General features: G+C 70.9%; 18 protein-coding genes. 1 reads left to right on the top strand and 17 read right to left on the bottom strand.

Annotation, left to right across the window (positions count from 1 at the left end):
* Positions 1–69 precede the first annotated feature (69 nt).
* The 10 genes from IF46_RS0101310 to IF46_RS0101265 all read right to left on the bottom strand — a co-directional run bounded on the left by IF46_RS0101310 (position 70) and on the right by IF46_RS0101265 (position 13,625).
* Complete coding sequence (locus IF46_RS0101310; protein WP_030486393.1) at positions 70–2,442, bottom strand: glycoside hydrolase family 65 protein; 2,373 nt, start codon at positions 2,440–2,442, stop codon at positions 70–72.
* On the bottom strand, positions 2,439–3,245 hold the full coding sequence (locus tag IF46_RS0101305; protein ID WP_051723553.1) for an HAD family hydrolase: 807 nt from the start codon (positions 3,243–3,245) through the stop codon (positions 2,439–2,441). Before IF46_RS0101305 ends, IF46_RS0101310 begins: the two co-directional genes overlap by 4 nt.
* Before the next feature lie 59 nt (positions 3,246–3,304).
* A complete protein-coding gene (locus tag IF46_RS0101300; protein WP_030486391.1) occupies positions 3,305–3,769 on the bottom strand; it encodes a DUF4442 domain-containing protein in 465 nt (154 codons plus the stop codon).
* Positions 3,770–3,831: 62 nt separating this feature from the next.
* The gene (locus IF46_RS0101295) at positions 3,832–4,809 is read right to left on the bottom strand and encodes a hypothetical protein (protein ID WP_030486390.1); all 978 of its coding nucleotides are present in this window, start codon (positions 4,807–4,809) and stop codon (positions 3,832–3,834) included.
* Between the two features lie 93 nt (positions 4,810–4,902).
* Positions 4,903–6,255, bottom strand: coding sequence for an ABC transporter ATP-binding protein (locus IF46_RS0101290; RefSeq protein ID WP_051723552.1), 1,353 nt, complete (start codon positions 6,253–6,255; stop codon positions 4,903–4,905).
* Between the two features lie 69 nt (positions 6,256–6,324).
* Positions 6,325–8,535 carry a bifunctional glycosyltransferase/CDP-glycerol:glycerophosphate glycerophosphotransferase gene (locus IF46_RS0101285; protein ID WP_030486388.1) on the bottom strand — a complete coding sequence of 737 codons (2,211 nt, stop codon included), beginning with the start codon at positions 8,533–8,535 and terminating at the stop codon, positions 6,325–6,327.
* Positions 8,536–8,550: 15 nt separating this feature from the next.
* Positions 8,551–10,611: a DUF5941 domain-containing protein gene (locus IF46_RS0101280; protein ID WP_030486387.1), complete on the bottom strand. Its 2,061-nt coding sequence runs from the start codon at positions 10,609–10,611 to the stop codon at positions 8,551–8,553.
* Positions 10,608–11,354, bottom strand: coding sequence for an ABC transporter ATP-binding protein (locus IF46_RS0101275; protein ID WP_030486386.1), 747 nt, complete (start codon positions 11,352–11,354; stop codon positions 10,608–10,610). The genes IF46_RS0101280 and IF46_RS0101275 overlap by 4 nt, the downstream gene beginning before the upstream one ends.
* A 1-nt stretch (position 11,355) precedes the next feature.
* Positions 11,356–12,183: an ABC transporter permease gene (locus IF46_RS0101270; protein WP_030486385.1), complete on the bottom strand. Its 828-nt coding sequence runs from the start codon at positions 12,181–12,183 to the stop codon at positions 11,356–11,358.
* Positions 12,184–12,254: 71 nt separating this feature from the next.
* Positions 12,255–13,625, bottom strand: coding sequence for an L-serine ammonia-lyase (locus IF46_RS0101265; protein WP_030486384.1), 1,371 nt, complete (start codon positions 13,623–13,625; stop codon positions 12,255–12,257).
* 344 nt (positions 13,626–13,969) lie between these two features.
* On the opposite strand from IF46_RS0101265, the gene IF46_RS0101260 reads away from it, so the two are divergent.
* Positions 13,970–14,179: a PspC domain-containing protein gene (locus IF46_RS0101260; RefSeq protein ID WP_030486383.1), complete on the top strand. Its 210-nt coding sequence runs from the start codon at positions 13,970–13,972 to the stop codon at positions 14,177–14,179.
* An 85-nt stretch (positions 14,180–14,264) separates the two neighbouring features.
* On the opposite strand, the gene IF46_RS0101255 is transcribed toward IF46_RS0101260, so the two are convergent.
* The 7 genes from IF46_RS0101255 to pdxH form a co-directional block, all read right to left on the bottom strand.
* Positions 14,265–15,095 (bottom strand): DUF4230 domain-containing protein, encoded by an 831-nt coding sequence (locus IF46_RS0101255; protein ID WP_030486382.1) that lies wholly within the window; start codon positions 15,093–15,095, stop codon positions 14,265–14,267.
* A gap of 99 nt (positions 15,096–15,194) precedes the next feature.
* The gene (locus IF46_RS0101250; protein ID WP_030486381.1) at positions 15,195–16,358 is read right to left on the bottom strand and encodes an acyl-CoA dehydrogenase family protein; all 1,164 of its coding nucleotides are present in this window, start codon (positions 16,356–16,358) and stop codon (positions 15,195–15,197) included.
* 44 nt (positions 16,359–16,402) lie between these two features.
* Positions 16,403–16,708, bottom strand: a complete 306-nt coding sequence (locus IF46_RS0101245; protein WP_030329612.1) for a type II toxin-antitoxin system VapB family antitoxin — start codon at positions 16,706–16,708, stop codon at positions 16,403–16,405.
* A 187-nt stretch (positions 16,709–16,895) separates the two neighbouring features.
* Positions 16,896–17,498: a nitroreductase family protein gene (locus tag IF46_RS0101240; protein WP_030486380.1), complete on the bottom strand. Its 603-nt coding sequence runs from the start codon at positions 17,496–17,498 to the stop codon at positions 16,896–16,898.
* On the bottom strand, positions 17,498–18,427 hold the full coding sequence (locus tag IF46_RS0101235) for an aldose 1-epimerase family protein (RefSeq protein WP_030486379.1): 930 nt from the start codon (positions 18,425–18,427) through the stop codon (positions 17,498–17,500). The genes IF46_RS0101240 and IF46_RS0101235 overlap by 1 nt, the downstream gene beginning before the upstream one ends.
* 18 nt (positions 18,428–18,445) lie before the next feature.
* Positions 18,446–19,744 (bottom strand): MFS transporter, encoded by a 1,299-nt coding sequence (locus IF46_RS0101230; RefSeq protein WP_030486378.1) that lies wholly within the window; start codon positions 19,742–19,744, stop codon positions 18,446–18,448.
* Positions 19,741–20,370, bottom strand: a complete 630-nt coding sequence (pdxH, locus tag IF46_RS0101225) for a pyridoxamine 5'-phosphate oxidase (protein WP_051723595.1) — start codon at positions 20,368–20,370, stop codon at positions 19,741–19,743. The genes IF46_RS0101230 and pdxH overlap by 4 nt, the downstream gene beginning before the upstream one ends.
* Positions 20,371–20,448 lie beyond the last annotated feature (78 nt).

The raw sequence follows: 20,448 nt of genomic DNA, 5'->3' as shown, positions 1-20,448 counted from the left end.
AGCAGGCCGGCGAGCCGGTCTGACCTAACGGCGCGGCGGGTGGGGCGGGGATACTTCCCGCCCCGCCCGTCACTGCTCGCGCTCGGGCAACCGCAGCAGCGGAGACCGGCCCGGTGGCTGCTCCGGCGGAGGGCCGGACGGCTCGGCCGGCGGCACCGGCACCGTCACCGGCTCGTCGCAGGTCACCCGCAGCACCTGGTCGTGGTGGCGCAGCACCACCACGTCGTCCGGGCCACCGTGGCGCAGCGAGTACGTCGTCTGGTGCGGCCGGACATCCACCCGCAGCGCCAGCCCTCGCCACTGCAACGAGAACTCCAAGCGGCTGAGTCGGCTGGAGAGCCGGGGGGCGAAGGACAACTCGCCGTCATGGTCTCGCAGACCGCCGAACCCGCTCACCAGGGCGAGCCACGCGCCGGCCAGCGACGCCATGTGCACGCCGTCACGGGTGTTCTCGTTGAGGTCGTGCAGGTCCATGAGCGCGGCCTCGCGCAGGTAGGTGTGCGCCAGCTCCGGGTGGCCCACCTCGGCGGCGAGCACCGCCTGGGTGCAGGCCGACAACGACGAGTCGCGTACGGTGCGGCGCTCGTAGTAGAGGAAGTTGCGCACCTTCTCCTCGGGGGTGAAGGCGTCCCCCCGCCAGTGCATGGCAAGGACCAGGTCAGCCTGCTTCACCACCTGCTTGCGGTACAGCTCGAAGTACGGGTAGTGCAGCAGCAACGGGTATTTCTCCGCCGGGGTGTGCGTGAAGTCCCATTCCTGGAGGCGGGTGAAGCCCTCCACCTGCTGGTGGACGTCGAGCTCCTCGTCGTACGGGACGTGCATGGAGGTGGCGGCGTCCCGCCAGCTCGCGGCCTCCTCGTCGGTGACCCCGAGGTGGAATGCCTCGTTCCGATAGCGCATGACCACGTCGGCGGCGGTGAGCAGATTCCGCTGCGCCATCAGGTTGGTGTAGATGTTGTCGTTCTTCACGGCGGTGTACTCGTCCGGGCCGGTGACACCGTCGATGTGGAACTGCCCGTGCCGGTCGTGGTGCCCGATCGAGCGCCAGAGGCGGGCGGTCTCCACCAGCAACTCCAGCCCGATCTCCCGTTCCAACTGGGTGTCCCCGGTGACCATCACGTAGCGGCGCATGGCGTCGGCGATGTCGGCGGCGATGTGGAAGGCCGCCGTGCCGGCCGGCCAGTATCCGGATGACTCCGGGCCCTCGATGGTGCGCCAGGGGAAGGCGGCGCCCCGGAGGTTGAGCGTCTCGGCGCGCTCCCGCGCCGAGTCGAGTGTGCTGTGCCGCCACTGCAACGCGCTGCGCACCGCGCTCGGCTGGGTGTATGTGAGCACCGGCAGGACGAACATCTCGGTGTCCCAGAATGCGTGACCGTCGTAACCGGGGCCGGTGAGCCCCTTGGCCGAGATCGGCCGCTGCTCGGCCCGCGCACCGGCCTGCAAGACGTGGAAAAGACCGAACCGGACCGCCTGCTGCACCTCCGGGTCGCCCTCGACCAGCACGTCGGAGGCGTCCCAGAACGCGTCGAGGTAGTTGCGCTGCTCTCGGTGCAGCCCGTCCCACCCGTCGAGCCGGGCGCCGGCCAACGCCGCACCGACCTGGTCGCGCAGCGCGGGCAGCGAGCGGCGGCTCGACCAGCTGTACGTCAGATACTTGATCACCCGCAGCTTCTCGCCGGGCTGGAGCACGCAGGCGATCGTGGTGCGTACCCAGTCCTGGTAGCCCTCGGATTCGATGGTGGTGTGGTCCGGGCCGTGCACCTCGTGCTCCATGGCGGCGGCGACCCGCAGACCGGAGACCTTGGTGCGGTGGATCAACTGCCCGCCGTCAGGGGTGGTCAGCTCCTCCTCGGCCTGCAGCGGCGACTCCAGCACCGCCGCGACCCGGGGGTCCTTGCTCTGCGCGGGCAGCGACTCGTTGGCCACCAACTCGGACTGCACGATCAGGCGCAGCGGGCCGTCGACGGCCTCCACCTCGTAGCTGATGGCGGCCACCGACCGCTGGGTGAACGAGACGAGGCGGGTGCTGCGGACCTTGACCTCCCGGCCGGCGGGCGAGCGCCAGTGCAGCTCCCGGTGCAGGGTGCCGGCCCGCAGGTCGAGGATCCGTTCGTGGGCGAGCAGCTCTCCGTAGCGCACGTCGAGCGGTTCGTCGTCGACGAGCAGTCGGATCAGTTTGCCGTTGGTGACGTTGACGATGGTCTGCCCGGACTCGGGGAAGCCGTAGCCCGCCTCCGCGTACGGCAGCGGTCGCAGCTCGTAGAACGAGTTGAGGTAGGTGCCGGGCAGGCCGTGCGGCTCGCCCTCGTCGAGGTTGCCGCGCAGGCCGACGTGCCCGTTGGAGAGTGCGAAGACCGACTCCGACTGGGCCAGCACGTCCATGTCGAGCCGGGTCTCCCGGACGTGCCAGGGCTCGACCGGATAGGCGCGCTCCCGGATCACGCGGGGCCTCGTCCGGCATTCGGGTGGTGGGCGTCCGCGGAGCGGGCCGACACGGCGCGGTCACCGCCGTCGAGCAGGTCGGCGAGGTCCGTCACCACGATGTCAGCGCCGTGGGCGAGCAGTTCGTCGGTCTGCCCGACCCGGTCGACGCCGACCACGTAGCCGAAGCCACCGGCGCGGCCGGCGGCCACCCCGGAGAGCGCGTCCTCGAAGACGGCGGCCTGCGTCGGGTCGACCCCGAGCAGCCTGGCCCCGGCGAGGAAGGTGTCGGGTTCTGGTTTGCCGCGCAGCCCCTGAGCGCGGGCGACCAGCCCGTCGACCCGGGCCTCCAGCAGCGACTCCAGCCCGGCGGCGGCGACCACCTCACCCCCGTTCGCGCTCGCGGTCACCACGGCTCGACGTAGCCCGGCGGCGGTCGCCGCCTTCAGGTACCGCACCGAGCCCGGGTAGACCTCGACACCGGAGCTGCGCAGACGTTGCAACAGCAGGACGTTCTTGCGGTTGCCCACGCCGTTGACGGTGTCGGCGTCCGGCGGGTCTTCCGGGGCGCCCTCGGGCAGCACGATCCCACGGGAGGCGAGGAACGACCGGACGCCGTCGGCACGGGGGCGACCGTCGACGTAGCGGTTGTAGTCCGGGCCCGGATCGAACGGTTGGAACGGTTCACCGGTGGCCGCGGCGCGCTGGTGGAGAAACTCGTCGAAGGTCTGCGTCCAGGCGGCGTTGTGTACGCGGGCGGTCTGCGTCAGCACACCGTCCAGATCGAAGAGACAGGCGGTCACGTGAGCAGGTAGGCCCAGCACGGTAAGAATCTATCCACCCTGCTGGGCCGGCAAACCCATTTCCGCCGCCCTGGGGCATTTCAGTTCGGTCGCAGCGTCCAGATCACGGTCATCGCCGCGGTGGGCTTGCCCTCCTCGGTGGCGATCTCCACCTGCACCGGGAACTCCGGCCGCCGGCCGGACTCCAACTCCTCGATCACCTCGAGCGCCGGTCGGCCGAGCCGCGCGGTGGCCAGGACCGGGCCCATGGCGAGCTTGCGGTAGGCGATCTCGGCTCGGACGGCGAGCGGCACGGCCCGGTCGAGCAGCTGCCCGAAGGCGGCCAGCACGACCGCGCCGGAGGCCGTCTCACCGAGGGTGAACATGGCGCCCGCGTGGGGGCCGCCGATGTGGTTGTGGGTGGCTGGCGAGTCGGGCAGCCGGACGACTGCCCGTACCCCGCCCTCCGCCTCGGGCGCCACCTCGACGAATTCGAGGCCGAGCGTACGGGCGAAGGGCACCGCGTCCAGCATGCCGGCCGCCACCTGGCGGGAGTCGATGGTCATGACCTGACGTTACTAGTCGGTAACCACGCCGGCAATCAGCGACTTTCGCCGACGGGGCACGCTCAGAGGTTGGCGATCGTCCGCAGGATCTCCGCGTAGAAGTTGCCGTCGATGCTGCGGAAGAAGGCGAAGTCCTGACCCGGGTCGCCGAAGAACGGGCGCAGCGTCCACGCCAGTTGGGTGCCGACGAAGCCGAAGAGCAGGATCCAGATGTAGAGCAGGGTCATGCTCGCCGGCCGCTGCGTCGGCTCGCCGCGCCGCACCTGGGGGCGGCTCTCCCACGGGCGTTGCACCGGGTGCCCGGGAAGCTGTGCGCCGGGTGGGATCGGGGCGCCGGCCGGCTGCCCGGTCCACTGCGCCGGAACCTGCGCCGGTGCCGGCGCGGTGGTCGCGGCACCGTTCGAGGTCGACTCGGCCACCGCAGCGCCGACCGGCACGGCGACCGGCTCGGCGACCGGAGGCGAGCCGGCAGGTACGGCAGGCACGGCCGCCGGAGCCGAGCCAGCCGGCACAGCCTGGGCTTTCGCGGCTTCCGGCGCGAGCAGGCCGTGATCGTTGAGCACCTGCATCCCGCCGGTCAGGAAGCGCAGCCCGACAAGCGCCGACAGGGTCAGGATCGCCACGTTGAGCAGCTTGAAGAACCCGTAGTCATTTGCGGTGATCAGGAAGAAGAGGCTGATCGGCGCGAACGCCACGGCGAGCATCGAGGTGACCGTGATCGCCACCATCACCAGCGCCAACGACTGCCGCACCGAGAGCCGGGCGCCGAAGACCAGATTGAACAGGTAGAGCGTGGGCAGGCAGATGGCCAGCGTGACGAGGAACAGCAGTGGCAGCTTCAGCGCCGAGGTCAGCGCCATCAGCGGGCTGTGGAAGAAGCCCAGCACCGCCCCGTAACAGGCCAGGGCGATGGCCGAGCTGGCCAACATCCGGGTGGTCAGCGCGTTGAGGTCATGGTCGGCCACGATCTGCTGCCAGATGCCCTCGCGGTCGCGCAGGATGCGCTCGATGACGAGCGGGCTGGGAAGGTCACCCGACACGGGCGCACCCCTCTCGGTGGTGATGTCACTGTGGACTGGGTGGGCAGACGGTAGGACACCGGGCGGCACGCCGCCACCCCGCTCCAACAATTGTCAGCGCCAACCCACGTCGATCCGGTCGCCACGCTCGTCGAAGAAGTGCAACGCGTCCATCCGCACCGAGACGGCGAGCGCGTGGCCGGCGCTGACCGCCGGGTACGGCGCCAACCGCACCGCCAGCTCCGCCGGGCGTCGGTGATGCCGGCCGGGGTCGGGGAGCACGCTGGTCTGCACGCCACTGACCGGGGCGGCCGGTGCCTCCACCGGCTTGCCGGTGAGCCGCTGCATCACCGAGCCGAACCGACGCAGACCGCGCTGGCCGACCGGCGGTGGGTCGAGCGGCGTGCCCATCTCGTCGACCATGATCGCGGTCGCGCCGATGTCGAGGAACGCCAACGACTCGTGCCCGTGGTGCTCCAGATAGCGGATCCGCCCGCGCAGCACGTCGCCGGGGCTGTCCGGGGAGACCGGGGTGAGCGCCTCGGCCCGCATGCCGACCACGATCCGCTCACCGTGGTAGTGCGCCACCGCCCGACTGCGGATGTCGGTCCAGGGCAGGTAGAGCGACTGGTCGCCGAGGTTGAGCGTGACGTACCGGTCGAGGTGGACGTAGACCGACGCCTCCAGCAGGTTCATCCGTGGGCTGCCCAGGAACGCCGCCACGTAGAGCGTCGCCGGCCGGCCGTACACCTGGGTGGGTGTGCCCACGTCCTGGAGCACGCCGCGGCGCATGATGGCCACCCGGTCGGCCATGGTGAGCGCCTCGGCCTGGTCGTGGGTGACGTAGACGGTGGTGACGCCCAGCTCCCGGGTCAGGCCCGAGATCTCCGCGCGCAGCTCGGCGCGGAGGCCGCTGTCCAGGTTGGAGAGCGGCTCGTCCATCAGGAACAGGCCGGGCCGGCGGACGATCGCCCGGCCCATCGCCACCCGCTGCCGCTGCCCGCCGGAGAGCTGACCCGGCTTGCGGGCCAGCACGTCACCGATGCCCAGCGCGCTCGCCACGTCGCTGACCCGCTCGCCCCTCGGCACGGGCTCGATCCCGGCCAGCCGCAGCGGAAACGCGATGTTGTCGCCGACGGTCATGTGCGGGTAGAGCGCGAAGTCCTGGAACACCATGGCGATCTTGCGGTCGCGTGGGGGCAGGTCGTTCGCCAACTCCCCGTCCAGCATGACCGCACCAGTGGTCGGATCTTCCAACCCGGCGATCATCCGCAACACAGTCGACTTGCCGCACCCGGACGGCCCGAGCAGCACCATGAACTCGCCGTCGTTCACATCGAGATTGATGCTGTCGACGGCCAGCGTGCCGTCCCGGAAAACCTTGCTCACATCCTTGAGCGTGACGGTGCTCACCGTCTTCCCCCCCAGCGCGTTGGCCGAACCCCAGAAGACTGTGACCAGGATCATGGGCTTAGGGCATCGGGTAAACGTCTCATGTTCGCTCGATGACGCGGCTATTACACGACAGAAGCCCGATCAGCAGCGCTGGGACCGCTCGCCCGGATCTCCGAGGAACACCTGGCGCACCACCCGCTCCGCCGCATGCCCGTCGTCCAACGTGCTGAATCGGGCCCGGAAACGCTCACGGGCCTTGGCCGCCGCGTCCGAGCGCACCGCGCCGGAGCGGAACAGGTCGAGCAGATCGGCGAAGGTCGCCGCCACCGCACCCGGCGGTTCGGCCGTCACGTCGAAGTAGACTCCCCGAGCCAACCGGTACGCCTCCCAGTCCGGGGTGTAGAGCACGATCGGCCGGTCCAGCACCGCATAGTCGAACATGGCCGACGAGTAGTCGGTGACCAGCACGTCGGCTACCAGGTAGAGATCCTCCACCCGCTGGTAGCCGCTGACGTCGCGAACCCGCTCCCAGTCCCTCGGCTGGCCCGGGCGTCGATCACGGTCGTGGAAGTAGTGACTGCGCATCAGCAACCGGCCCGAGTCACCAAGCGCCTGCACGAACCGGTCCGGGTCGAACGGCGGCCGATAGCCGGGCAGGTGCTCGCGGTGCGTCGGGGCGTACAGGACGACCTGCTCGTCGGGGTCGAGGCCGAACTCCGCGCGCAGTCGGCGCACCTCCTCCGGGCCGGCCGTGACCAGGCGGTCGTTGCGCGGGTAACCCACCTCCAGGGTGGTGTACGTGGCCGGGTAGGCCCGGTCCCACATCTGGGTGGAGAAGCTGTTGGCGCTGACGCTGTAGTCCCAGCGGTCCACCCGGCGAAGCAGCCCGGCGAAGTCCATCCGGCCCGCTCCGATCGGGTAGCGCTGCTGATCCAGCCCCATCACCTTGACCGGCGTGCCGTGGTGGGTCTGTAGGTGCACCTGCTCCGGTCGCTTGCGGACGAAGTCCGGAAAGTTGACGTTGTTGACCAGCCACCGCGCGCGGGCGAGCACCCGGTAGTACGCCGGGGTACCAGCCACCACGTACTCCACTCCGGCCGGCACGGTGTCCACCCGGTCCCGGCGCACGACCCACACCCCGCGCACCCCCGGCGCCAACCGGCGGGCGACCTCGTAGATCGCCGCCGGGTTGCAGGAGTACCCCCGGTACCAGTACGCGGCGTACACCGCGAGCGTCGGATCGACCGGCCGCCGCAACTCAGCCCGGTAGTACTCCCGCAGCAGCCCGTCGCGGGTCAGCCGGGCACCGCGCCGGGCGACCGGGCCGACCCTGCGCCGAGCGGTCCGAGCCTTCCGGCGGGCGGCGTCGCGGGCCCGGCTGGCCGCCCGCAACGCGCTGAAGGTGCGCCAGCGGCCAGCGGCGACGAGGCGGTGTTTGATCCCCTCGACCCCGTCCGGCACCGGATAGCCGCCGGGCGGCAGCCAACGCTCGTAGTCGGCGGTGATCTGCGCGAAGAACGCCGGCCGCAACTCCGGGGCGATCCGCTGACCGTTTCCGAGCACGGTCAGGTAGTGCCAGATCATCCGTTCGAAGACCACCGGCCGCAGGGCCTGGGCCGCCGACCCCCATGAATCCATCAGGTGGAAGACCCGGTGCCACTGCGGAAAGACCTCGAAGTGCCGGTCACCCCGGGTCCGGGTGATCGCGCCGGCGCGGCGTTGCCGGTAGTTCACACAGACCCGATCCAGGACGCCGATCCGCTGCGCGGCCATCAGCACCGGGTAGCTGAACGAGACGTCCTCGTACCAGCCAGGCGCGAAGCGCAGCCCCAGGTCGACGAGGAACTCCCGGCGGACCAGCCGATTCCACGCGGTGTGCAGCAGGTGCATCGCCTGCGGCTTCTCCCGCAACCGGAAGGTGCCCGGGCCCGGCGACTCCGGAAACACCTCGGCCATCGCGCTGCGGGTGGCGGTGTCGTTCCAGTGGGTGCGGACGTGGTCGACAAGCAGGACGTCGGGGTGGGTGGCCCGCAGCCGCTCGGCGACCTCGGTCAGGCACTCCGGAGCCAGCCAGTCGTCGCCGTCGAGGAACCACACGTACTCGCCGACGGCCCGGTCCAGCCCGATGTTGCGGGCCGGACCGAGGCCGACGTTCTCCGGCAGCCGGACCGAGCGGACCCGCTGGTCGCGGGCCGCGTACTCGTCGATGATGTCGCCGCTGGCGTCCGGCGAGCAGTCGTCGACGGCGATCACCTCGATGTCGGTCTCCGGCTGACCGAGGATGGAGTCCAGGCATTCCCGCAGGTAACCCTGCACCCGGAAGGCCGGCACCACGAAGCTGATCAGGGTCATCCGGCCGTCCCTCCGTCAGCGCGGCGCGGCACCTCCAGCGCCCGCCGGCGCGACCGACGCCCGCGCGCTACGGGCCGGTCGCACGAACCAGGCCAGGACGACGCTCACCACGAAAACCACGAGAAGGTACGCACCGAGTGTAGCCAGACCGATACCCGCAATGCCGGCAATCGCCGCGAGGGCCAGCAGCACCGAACGCCCCTCCCAGCCCAGCGTCGCGGTGTGCAGCGGCGGTGCCGCCTGCCGCTTCTCCAGCCGGGCGGTCAGGTCGTAGTGGTGCACGGTGAGCACGAAGACGTACCCGAAGATCAGCCAGCCGGGTGCCGCACCGATCACCCCGACCGCGATCGCGAACAGGTACTCGGCGGCCCGCAACGCCGCAGGCACCAGCCAGTCCAGCGGACCGTTGTGCGCCGCCCCAGCGCCCAGGGCACCGATCAGCAGCACCAGCAGCGCCACCGGCACCGCCCACCACAACCCCTCGGGCGAGTCACTGAGCAGCGCCCCGACCAGCAGCACCGCCGGGCCGAGCGCGGCGATCACCGCCAGGGTCAGCGGCCCCATCGGGCGGAACACCGGCAACCAGCGGGCCAACGGCCCGTCGTCGCGGTGCAGGGTGGCATCGACCGTGTCCAGCACCGGCACCCACATCCAGCGGGCCCGCAACGTCCGCAGAGCCCCGGTGTACGCGAACGCCAGCACCCCCCAGACCAGCACGGCGATCAGGCTGACCAGCGGGTTGAACAGCGCCACGGTCAACGCGATGAGCGCCCAGCGCTCACCGATCGGGAAGACGACGGTCCGCTTCAGCCAGTACGACACCGAACCGGTGTCCGCCTGCACCCGGGTCGAGGCCGCGTTGAGCCGGTCACCGATCCCGCCGCTGGCGCCCGTCGCCGTGCGGGGTCGGCGGGCCGCCTCGTCGTGCAGCACCCCGTACCAGGTGTCGGTCATGTGCCGGACGGTCTGCAACGTCATCGCGGCGATCGCGAGCGCCCAGCCATTGCCCAGCCCGGCGTGGCTCACCCCGAAGCCAAGCCCGGCGTAGACCAGGTATTCCTTGGCCCGGTCCGCCATCGTGTCCAGCCAGCCACCCCAGGCGCTGAAGTGCCGGGTGTAGCGGGCCAACTGGCCGTCCACGCAGTCCAGCATGAAGCCGAGGTAGAGCAGCACCGCGCCACCGACCAGCGCGGGTCGGCCACCGACCCCGAACAGCACCGCCGCAGCCAGCGCGAAGAGCACCGAGATCACCGTCACCCCGGTCGGGGTGAGCCGGAGCCGGGCCGACAGCCGGACCACGTACGGCGACCAGGTGCTGACGAAGTAGGTGGAGAAGAAGTCGTCCTTCTCCTTCACCGACAGCCGCAGCTCGGCCCGGTCCTCGTCGACCGCGGTGACCGCCGCCTCGGCAGCGGTCAGCCCGGCCGCGTCCTCGACCCGGTGGGCGACGAGCAGGCGTACCCGTTGGGCGAAGATCAGGGTGCCGAGCGCCGCGAGACCCGCGAAGAGCCGGTCCACGGCGGACCCGGGGCCACCGGCCGCGACGGCCCCCCCGGATCCGACCCCACCGGCTGCGGGCAGCGGCGCCACGTCGCCGGCCGGGCCGATCGGGGTGGCCACCGGGAGCATCCCAGACGCGGCGGCGCGGGCAGCGGCGGCGAGGGTCGGCAGGTCGTCCACGCCGACCCGCAGCGCGCCGCCGAACACGCCTGTGGCGTCCCCGTCGAGGGCGTCCAACGCAGCGGCGTCGACCACCTGGCCGCGCTCCTCCCGCACGGCAGTCCGACCAGGCACCGGCGGGTCACCGAGCACCAGCGCCACCGTGGGGCCCACCGGGCTGGTGGCCAGGTGCCGCAGTACGGCGGTGTGCGCGACCAGGTCGGTGCCGGTGATCAGCACTGGGGCGGTGGCGGTGGCCACCAGCTCGGTCAGCTCGTCGAGGTGGGCGGCGAATCGCACCTCGTCCGCCCCGGCCTGGCGCAACTGGGCGGCCAGGCGGTCGGCCAGCGGCTCGCCGGTCGCGGTGGTCAGGCCCGCCGCGGACGTCCCGGCGGCGAGCACGATCGCGAGCGTCACCGCGGGACCGCGGCGTGGTACGCGTCGAGCGCCTCGGCAATGGTGCCGTCGAGCGTCAACCGGCCCGCGTCGAGGTACAACCCCCGACGGCAGAACCGGGTCAGGTCCTTTTCGTTGTGTGACACCAGCACCAGCGTGCGCCCCTCCCCGAGCAGACGATCAATCGTCGCGTAACACTTCTTGCGGAACTCCGCGTCCCCGACCGCGGTCACCTCGTCCATCAGCAGGATCGGGTGCGGCAGGTGCGAGATGATCGCGAAGCCCAGCCGCACCTTCATCCCGGACGAGTAGTGCCGCACCGACGTGTCGATGGCCCGTTCCACCTGCTCACCGGCGAACTCGACGATCTCGTCGAAGTGCGTCTTCAGGTAGCTCGTCGACAGCCCGTGCAGCCCACCGACCAGGTGCAGGTTCTCCCGGCCGGTCAGGTCGTTGGAGAAACCAGCGGACAGCTCCAGCAGCGGCGCCACCGCGCCGTGCACCCGGATGCCACCCTCGTCCGGGATGAGCACCCCGGCGATCAGCCGCAGCAGGGTGCTCTTGCCGGTGCCGTTGCGCCCGATCACCCCGACGGTCTCGCCGGGCTCGACGGTGAACGACACGTCCCGTAGCGGCCAGAACTGGCCGGGCAGCGCACCACGGCCACCCCGGTGGATGAACAACTCGCGCAGCCGCAGTTGACGGCGACGATTACGGACGAACCGGATGCCCAGGCCGTCCGCCTCGATGATCGGCGCGGCCACGTCAGAGTTCCTTGAGCACGGCGGGTTCCAACCGGCGGAACGACCACCATCCGGCGGCCAGCACCAGCAGGCTGCCGACGACAGTGGTGGCGAGCAGCCGGGCATCCGGGAACTCGTCCGGGTACCAGACCGCGTGGTGCAGCTGGAAGATCCCGACCAGCGGGTTCAGCTCGTACACCACCTTCAACCAGCCGGGCAGGCCGGACTCCCGGACCAGGCTGAGCGGGTAGATGATCGGCGTGGCGTAGAAGAGCACGCGGATGATCAGCCGCATCAACCGTTCCACGTCGCGCATCAGCACGTTCCACGCGGACAGCAGCAGGGCGAGCCCGATCAACAGGACGGCCTGCACGGCGACCGCCAGCGGCAGCGAGAGCAGCGACCAGCCGGGATGGATCCGACCGTGCGCCGCGTAGATCACCGCGATGGCGATCAGGATCGGCAGGCCGGCCGCGTACTCGGCGAACCGGCCGGTGACGCGGCCGATCGGAAAGACCTGACGCGGCACGTTCATCGTGGTGATCAGCCGGGACTGACCGGTCAGCGCGTTCGTCGCCTCGCTCAGCGCCGAGCTGGTCCACATCCAGGCGAAGATGCCGGTGATCAGGAACAGCGGGTACGACCCGGCCGCTTCACCCAGGTGCCGACCGGTGTCGGAGGAGTAGAGCACCCCGAAGACGAACCAGTAGATGGCCCCCATGCCGAGCGGCTCGATCAACGACCAGAAGTAGCCCAGCACCGACTGCTGGTACTTGACCGCCAGATCCCGCCTGACCAGGATGCGCAGCGAGTTGCGGTGCGACCACAGAGCCGCGACGCCAGAGGTCACCGCAGCCTCCCGCCTCCTGAAACGGACGCCAGGTTAGCAGTCGGTGAACGAATGCCCCGAATCGGCCGGGTTCAGCACTCGATCACGTTGACGGCCAGACCGCCACGCGCCGTCTCCTTGTACTTGACCTTCATGTCGGCGCCCGTCTCCCGCATGGTCTTGATGACCTTGTCCAGCGACACCTTGTGCACACCGTCGCCGCGCAGCGCCAGCCGGGCGGCCGTGATCGCCTTGATGCTAGCCACCGCGTTCCGCTCGATGCAGGGGATCTGCACCAGGCCACCCACCGGGTCACAGGTCAACCCGAGGTTGTGCTCCATCCCGATCTCGGCCGCGTTCTCCACCTGCTCCGGAGTGCCACCGAGCGCCTCGGCCAACCCTCCGGCCGCCATCGAGCACGCCGAGCCGACCTCGCCCTGGCAGCCGACCTCCGCGCCGGAGATCGAGGCGTTCTCCTTGAACAGCACGCCGATAGCGCCCGCCGCCAGCAGGAACCGCACCACACCGTCGTCATCGGCACCGGGCACGAACCGGGTGTAGTAGTGCAGCACCGCCGGGATGATCCCGGCCGCGCCGTTGGTCGGCGCGGTGACCACCCGACCGCCCGCGGCGTTCTCCTCGTTGACCGCGAGCGCGAAGAGCGTCACCCAGTCCATCGCGTGCAGCGGGTCCGGCGTCCCGGCGTCCGCCTCCAGGCCGCGCCGCAGCTCCGCCGCGCGCCGCCGCACCTGCAAACCCCCAGGGAGTACGCCGTCCCGCTCGCAGCCGCGCTGCACGCACTCCTGCATCACCCGCCAGATCTCCAGCAGACCAGCACGGATGTCCGCCTCGCTGCGCCAGGACCGCTCGTTGGCCAGCATCACCTCGCTGATCGACAGGCCGGTGGAGGTGGTGACGTCGAGGAGCTGCGCCCCGGTCAGGAAGGGGTACCGCACCACGGTGCTGTCCGGCTTGATCCGGTCCGCGCCAGCGGCGGCCTCGTCCACCACGAACCCGCCACCGACGGAGTAGTAGGTGCGGCTGCGCAGCTCGGCACCGACCCCGTCGTACGCCACGAAGGTCATCCCATTCGGGTGGTACGGCAGTGACCGGCGACGGTGCAGCGTCAGATCCCGATCCGGGTCAAAGTCGATCTCGTGCGCGTCCAGGATGTTGATCCGCCGCTCGGCCCGGATCCGCTCGACCCGAGGACCGACGGTGTCCGTGTCGACAGTCTCCGGCGACTCACCGGCCAACCCGAGCAGCACCGCCCGGTCACTGCCGTGGCCGTGCCCGGTGGCACCCAGCGAGCCGAACAGCTCGGCCTTCACCCGCGCCGTGTGGGTGAGCAGCCCGTCGGCCTTGAGCCCGCCAACGAACGTCCGCGCGGCCCGCATCGGCCCCACCGTGTGCGAGCTGGACGGCCCGATACCGACGCTGAAGAGGTCGAAAACACTGATCATGGCTGCGCTTCCTCGCCGTCGTCCCGGCGTACGGGACCCGGGCGGGGTCGTGGCCACCGGTCTGGCGGCCCCGCTGGTGACCGCCCGGGGTATGGGGTGCCGGCCTCCCGGGGTGTGGAAGGCCGATCAGCCAGCCTACCCGCCCAGCTCAACGCACACCCGGTCCGGGACGTGAACACCCAACCACCGCCCCCTGCCCGGGAGGCGTCAGCGGAGGGCTGCCCGGGTAATGCACCTACGGGTCCACGGGTTGCCGCTCCTCCTCGGGACCGAGGGCGAGGTGGCCTTCCCTTTCTACCGTGGATTGCAGACGCGGCGCACCGCCGCAGAGTGGGAGTACGACGATGAGTCGCAAACTGGTCCGGCCCCGCGAGGGGCGCATGATCGCCGGTGTCTGCGCCGGCCTCGGACGGCGGTTCGGCATGTCGGCCGGAATGGTCCGGCTGCTGTTCCTGCTGTCGCTGCTGCTGCCCGGCACGCAGGTGATCGTCTACCTGATCCTGTGGGTGCTGATGCCGAACGAGGACCGCTACCTCGCCTCCACCGGCCACTGACCCGCCCCGCGCACCCCCAGGCAAGCACACGAAAGCGCCCGCTGCGACGAGAGTCGGGGCGGGCGCTTCGGCGTACGGGGGCGGGTCAGGGAGCCACGTAGGTGACCGTGATCTGCTGGTAGCCGAGGGAGCGGAGCAGCCCCTCCAGCATCTTGCGGGTGTTCTCCTCGGCTCGGGCGGAGAGCCCGCTGTCCCGGGCGGCGGCGGTGATCCGGTCCTCGGCGAGCTGGTAGACCTGCTGCTGCCGGTTGGGGTCGTTGCCGACCAGGTCACCGAGTCGGTTGAGCAGACCGCGCTGCTCGGCGAAGACGTAGCTCTTCTCCATGTCGAGGTTGGTCTCACCGAGCTGCGGCGCGGGGAGCTTGATCTCGACGGACTTGCCGTCGGCGGATTGGACGACGGCACCCTCACCGATCTTGGTGAAGTCGACGTACGCCTCGACGCTGCCGGCGCCCACGAACAGGGTGCGCTCGTTGAGCAGGAAGTCCGGAACGTTGCGCCGGTCGTTCTGCGTGTCGACCACGACCTGGAAGTTGCCTTCGGCGGCCACGTAGCGGCTGAGGTCCTGGATCGACTTCAGCAGCGGTGGCTGGCTGCGGTCGGTCTGCTCCTTGGCGAACGGGTTGCGGAACTCCGGCAGGATGCCGGTCGCCTGAATGCCGAGCAGCACGACCACGGCGAGCGCGGCGGCGCCGAGCAGCAGGAGCAGACCTCGGGCCGCCCCACCGCCACCGCCGGAGCCATCGCCACCGGTCGTCGGGCCGCCGGGCCCACCGGGACCGCCGGGGCCACCAGGCCCACCCGGTGCATCAGTGGTCGACTCGGGTGTCGCGGTCGACCGCGCCTTGAGGTCGTCACCGGTCGGGTAACCGGGGAACTCCCTCGTGGGCTCGTTGCTGCCATCGTCGCGGGCCATCACGTTCACCGTCCTCGTCAGACACGTCGTCTGCCAATGACGGTACGGCCCCACTACGACACTCGCGCGTCGAGCGTCCGGAAGGTGCGGACGGGCAGGTCAGGCGAACGCTGACAGCCCGGTGAGGCGCTGCCCGACGATCAGTTGGTGGATTTCCGAGGTGCCCTCGTAGGTCAGCACGCTCTCCAGGTTGTTGGCGTGCCGCAGCACCGGGTATTCACCGGAGACGCCGTTGGCGCCGAGGATGGTGCGGCACTGCCGGGCGATGCCCAGGGCCTCCCGCACGTTGTTCAACTTGCCCACGCTGACCTGCTCGGGCCGCAGCCGGTGGGCGTCGGCGAGCCGACCCAGGTGCAACGCGAGCAGTTGCCCCTTCACCAGCTCGACGGCCATGTCGGCGAGCTTCGCCTGGGTGAGCTGGAAGCCGGCCAGCGGGCGACCGAACTGGGTGCGGGTGGTGGCGTACGCCAGGGTGGTCTCCAGGCAGTCGCGGGCCGCGCCGACCGCCCCCCAGACGATGCCGTAGCGGGCCTCGGTGAGGCAGCTCAGCGGCGCCTTGAGCCCGACCGCCTCGGGCAGTCGGGCGTCGGCCGGGAGGCGGACGTCGTCGAGCACGATCTCGCCGGTCACCGACGCGCGCAGCGACATCTTGCGGCGGATCTCCCGGGCCGTGACACCGGGCGTGTCCATGGGTACGACGAAACCCCGTACACCCTCGTCGGTGCGCGCCCAGATCACCGCGACGTCCGCGATCGGAGCGTTGGTGATCCACATCTTTCCGCCGGTGAGCACCCAGTCGTCGCCGTCGCGGCGGGCCCGGGTGGTCATCGAGGCGGGGTCGGAGCCGTGGTCCGGTTCGGTCAGGCCGAAGCAACCGATCGCCTCCCCGGTGGCCATCGACGGCAGCCAGCGTTGCTTCTGCTCCTCGCTGCCGTAGCGCCAGATGGCGTACATGGCGAGCGATCCCTGCACGGAGACCAGGGAGCGGACGCCGGAGTCGCTGGCTTCCAGCTCCTGGCAGGCCAGCCCGTAGGCGACCGCGGAGGCACCGGCGCAGCCGTAGCCGGTCAGGTGCATGCCGAGCAGGCCGAGCTTGCCGAACTCGCGGGCCAACTCCCGGGCTGGCACCCGGCCGTCCTCGTACCAGTCGGCGACGTGTGGCCGCACCCGGTCGTCGACGAGTTGGCGGACGACGTCGCGGATCTGCCGCTCCTCCTCGCTGAGCGACGAGTCCAGGTCGAGGAGGTCCAGCGGAGCGGTCATGGTCGCCACCCTAACGAAGGTTCAGCGCATGGAAGAAGGGCTCGTCACTCGATCGGCTCGGAGAGCACCAGCACCCGCGCGTGGATCTGGTTGCGCTGCTGAAGGGCGGCGCGCAGCGCCCGGTGCAGCCCATCCTCCAGATAGAGCCCACCGTTCCACTGCACGACGTGTGGAAAGAGGTCACCGTAGAAGGTTGAGTCCTCGGCGAGGAGCTTGTCCAGCGCCAACTCGCGCTTGGTGGTGATCATCTGATCCAGGCGCAGTGGCCGCGGCGGAATCTCCGCCCACTGCTTGAGCGTCAGATTGTGCTCCGGATAGGGACGCCCGTCCCGGACCGCTCTGAAGATCACGACGGCACGCTCCCCTCCCCGTGGCCGGGCCGACCGACGGCGCCGAGCCGGGCCGCGGCGGGCACCGCGCGGCGCGGCACCGATGACCGTGCCAGCCTAGCCGCCCAGCGCACGCTACGTTCTGCTGCCCGATGTCAGTTTCGCTATCGCCCGTCCGATTCTCAACCGGACGATCAGGACGCCGACCTCAGTTCCACCGGCCACGCCGCACGACCTCGTCGATCGGGCGACGTCCACGGCGCAACGATGGTGACCGATGGTCGGCTGCCCGGTAACCGATTGTGACGGCACCGATGGGCTGATACTCCGGCGGCACGCCGAACGCGTCCCGGTAGGAGGCGAGCCGCTGCGGCGGAATGCCGAAGAAGCACGCCCCCAGCCCCTCGTCCACGGCGGTGAGCAGCATCAGCAGCGCCGCGAATCCGGTGTCCACGTGCCAGTACGGCACCGGCCACCGGTCCGTGGACTGATCCGTCCAGCCCTTGTCCGGCTCCGCGTATCGCCGCAGGTACGCCGACTCGTTGGCGTGCGGCACCACGATCAGGGGTGCCCGACGCATTCCCGCGAGCCACCGCTCCCGTCCACCGCCATCGGGGGTGGTGGCGGCCCAGAACCGTTCCCGATCGGCCGGCTCCTCCAACACCAGGAAACCCCAGCCCTGGGCGAACCCGGCCGACGGGGCTCGGACCGCGTGGTCGAGCAGCCGGTCCACCACGTCGGGCGGGACCGGACGGTCCGGGTCGTAGTTGCGCACCATCCGCCGACGGCGGACGACCTCGGCGAACTCCATCAGGCTCCGGGGCGGATGCCCCAGGCACCCCGCCAGGTCGTGCCGGGCTTGAGCGTGAGCAGATCCTTGCCCGACCGGAACGCGTCCGGTGGGCAGGTCATCGGCTCGATCGCCACCGAGCGGCGGTGCCGGTCGCCGGTGAGAGTGTCCCCGGTGAACACCTGCCACCAGCCGAACTCGGCATCCGCCCAGACGCTCACCCCGGTCGAACCGTCCGGCGCGGAGAGGCTCACCGACGAACCGCCGTCGGCGTCGGAGATCACCTCGCCGAAGCAGGAGTCCAGAACGGCCGCGCCGATGCGGCGGGGGCTGGTCCAGTCGTACTCGGTGCCGGCCACCGGGGTCACCCCCACCGGCAGCAGCCGACCGTCCACCAGCACCCGGCTACGGGTGGGCAGCCGCATCACCAGGTCGTCCACCGCGACACCCGGCAGTTGCAGGTACGGGTGCACGGAGAAGCCGAACGGCGCCAACTCCGCACCGATGTTCGTCACCTCGTGCTCGGCGCGCAGCCCGTCCGCGTCGACGCTCCACCGGCTGAGCAGCCGCAGCGGCCACGGGTAGCCGAGCTGCGGCGGCAGGTCGTAGCCGAGCGTCACGGCGGCCTCCGACTGCTCCAACAGCCGCCACGGCACCCAGTTGACCAGCCCGTGAATGGCCACGTGCCGCTCCGGCTCGGTCAGCGGGAGCTGGTGCGTCCGCCCGCCGAACGGGTAGCGGCCATCGCGGATCCGGTTCGGCCAGGGTGCCAGCACCTGCCCGGTGCAACCAGGACAGACCTCATCGGTCTGGTAGCCGTCGACCAGGTCGACACCGTCGTGCCGGTACGTCCGGAGCCCACCGCCGACCTCCACGATGACGGCCTCATGGCCGGCGGCGGAGATGGTCCACTGGGCGCCGGAGAACGGGCGCGGATCGGGGCTTTCCATGCCGGCGACCCTAACCGGTCAGGCCCGTCCGTCGCTCGACGCCGTCGCCGCCCGGTAGCGCAGCAGCGCCGGGAACGCGATCGCGAGCACCACCACGAGCACCGCGGAGGCGATCCCACCAGCCACCCAGGCGACCCCGCCGCCGAACCCGGCGGCCATCGTGCCGGCGCGCAGGTCGCCGAGGCGTGGGCCACCCGCCACCACGACCGTGTTGACGCCCTGAAGCCGGCCGCGCATCCGATCCGGTGCGTAGACCAGCAGCATCGACTGACGCAGCACCGCGCTGATCAGATCGGCAGCGCCGGCCACAGCGAGCAGCACGACCATCAGCCAGAGCTGGTGGGCCAACCCCGCCGCGGCGATCGCCAGGCCCCAACCGACCACCGCGAGCACCAGGCCAAGCCCCTGCCGGCGGAGCCGGCTGATCCAGCCGGAGGTCAGCCCACCGATCATCGAGCCGATCGCGATGGCGCTGTAGAGCAGGCCGACCGCTCCACCGCCGCCGAACCGCTCGTGTGCGATCTCCGGAAAGAGGGCCCGGGGCATGGCGAGGATCATCGCGATCAGGTCCGCACCGAAGGACAGCAGCAGTACCGGAGTGGTGGCCAGGTAGCGGATCCCGTCGACGACGCTGGCCAGGCCGGCACGCCGGGCCTGACCGTCGGCGGTCGGCTCGGGCGGGAGTGACGGCAGGCGCAGCGCGGCCCAGAGCATCGCGGTGAACAGCACCGCGTCCACCCCGTACGCGATCGGCAGGACCACCGTGGTGTCCGGCGACGCGGAGAGGATCAGGCCGGCGGCGAGCGGACCGGCGACCGAGGCTGCGGTGGCGGTCGTGTAGTTCAGGGTGGTGGCGGACGCCACCAGGCCTTCCGGCACCAGCCGGGGCAGCATGGCGCTGCGGGCCGGCGAGCTGATCGCGAAGGCCACCGACTGCACCGCCATCAACGCCAGCAGCAGCACCGGGTTGCCCACGTTCAGCAACGCCTGGACCAGCAGCCCGAGGGTGGAAGCCCAGAGCAGGACGGACCCGCCGAGCAGCACCGCACGGCGGTCACGGGCGTCGGCGACCGCACCGCCCCAGAGCCCGAAGACCAGCAACGGTACGAAGGCAGCCACGCCCAGCAGGCCCACCCAGAACGAGTCCCGGGTCAGGGCGTACATCTCCACCGGCACCGCCACGGCGGTGAACTGGAAGCCGAACATCCCCACGGTGTTGCCGAGCCAGAGCCGCCGGTACGCCGGAACCCCCAGCGGGCGTACGTCGATCGCCCAGCGGCGCGCTCCGCGCGGCCGGGCCTCCTGAACACTCGTCATGGTGCCAACTGCTCGACGATCCAGCCACCCTCGTCGAGGCGGCGGTAGCGGAGCCGGTCGTGCAACCGGCCGGCCCGGCCCTGCCAGAACTCCACCGACTCGGGTTGGACCCGCAGCCCACCCCAGTGCGGCGGGGTCGGGATCTCGGCCTGGTCGGCGAATCGTTCGACCGCCTCCTGGTACCGCTCTTCCAGCACCGCCCGACCCGATACGACCTGGGACTGCGGGCTGGCCCAGGCACCCAGTTGGGAGCCGCGCGGCCGGCTGGCGAAGTACGCCTCGCTCGTCGCGCGGTCGACGTGCGTGACCCGCCCGGCGACCACCACCTGGCGCTGCATGGGAAACCACGGAAAGACCAGACTGGCGTACGGGTTGGCGGAAGCCTCAACGCCCTTGCGCGACAGGTGGTTGGTGAAGAAGACGAAGCCCTCCGGGTCGTACGCCTTCAGCAGCACCGTCCGCCCGCTCGGCCGGCCGGCCGCGTCGGCGGTGCCGACCACCATGGCATTCGGTTCGGGTAGCCCGAAAGCCACCGCGTCGGCGAACCACCTGTCGAACTGGGTGTGCCAATCGGCGGCCAGGTCAGCCTCGGTCAGGCCCAGGTCCGCGGCGTACTCGTTACGCATCGCGGCCGGGGCTGGTGTGTCGCCCGTCACGTCCCCACTCCTTTTCGGCGTCCCCGCCAACACCCTTTCGCGCTGGCC

The sequence above is a fragment of the Micromonospora chokoriensis genome, from assembly GCF_000718555.1.
GTDB classification, from domain to species: Bacteria; Actinomycetota; Actinomycetes; order Mycobacteriales; family Micromonosporaceae; genus Micromonospora; species Micromonospora chokoriensis_B.
The sequence above is the reverse complement of the archived record's forward strand: the minus strand, read 5'-3'. Positions and strand labels throughout refer to the sequence as shown.

Bases quoted from the DNA above. Each gene is read 5' to 3' on its own strand.
- IF46_RS0101300 (WP_030486391.1), bottom strand. From the start codon at position 3,769: ATGACCATCGACTCCCGCCAGGTGGCGGCCGGCATGCTGGACGCGGTG.
- IF46_RS0101290 (WP_051723552.1), bottom strand. From the start codon at position 6,255: ATGATCCTGGTCACAGTCTTCTGGGGTTCGGCCAACGCGCTGGGGGGG.
- IF46_RS0101285 (WP_030486388.1), bottom strand. From the start codon at position 8,535: ATGACCCTGATCAGCTTCGTGGTGCCGGCCTTCCGGGTGCAGGGTTAC.
- IF46_RS0101265 (WP_030486384.1), bottom strand. From the start codon at position 13,625: ATGATCAGTGTTTTCGACCTCTTCAGCGTCGGTATCGGGCCGTCCAGC.
- IF46_RS0101260 (WP_030486383.1), top strand. From the start codon at position 13,970: ATGAGTCGCAAACTGGTCCGGCCCCGCGAGGGGCGCATGATCGCCGGT.
- IF46_RS0101255 (WP_030486382.1), bottom strand. From the start codon at position 15,095: ATGGCCCGCGACGATGGCAGCAACGAGCCCACGAGGGAGTTCCCCGGT.
- IF46_RS0101250 (WP_030486381.1), bottom strand. From the start codon at position 16,358: ATGACCGCTCCGCTGGACCTCCTCGACCTGGACTCGTCGCTCAGCGAG.
- IF46_RS0101240 (WP_030486380.1), bottom strand. From the start codon at position 17,498: ATGGAGTTCGCCGAGGTCGTCCGCCGTCGGCGGATGGTGCGCAACTAC.
- IF46_RS0101235 (WP_030486379.1), bottom strand. From the start codon at position 18,427: ATGGAAAGCCCCGATCCGCGCCCGTTCTCCGGCGCCCAGTGGACCATC.
- IF46_RS0101230 (WP_030486378.1), bottom strand. From the start codon at position 19,744: ATGACGAGTGTTCAGGAGGCCCGGCCGCGCGGAGCGCGCCGCTGGGCG.
- pdxH (WP_051723595.1), bottom strand. From the start codon at position 20,370: ATGCGTAACGAGTACGCCGCGGACCTGGGCCTGACCGAGGCTGACCTG.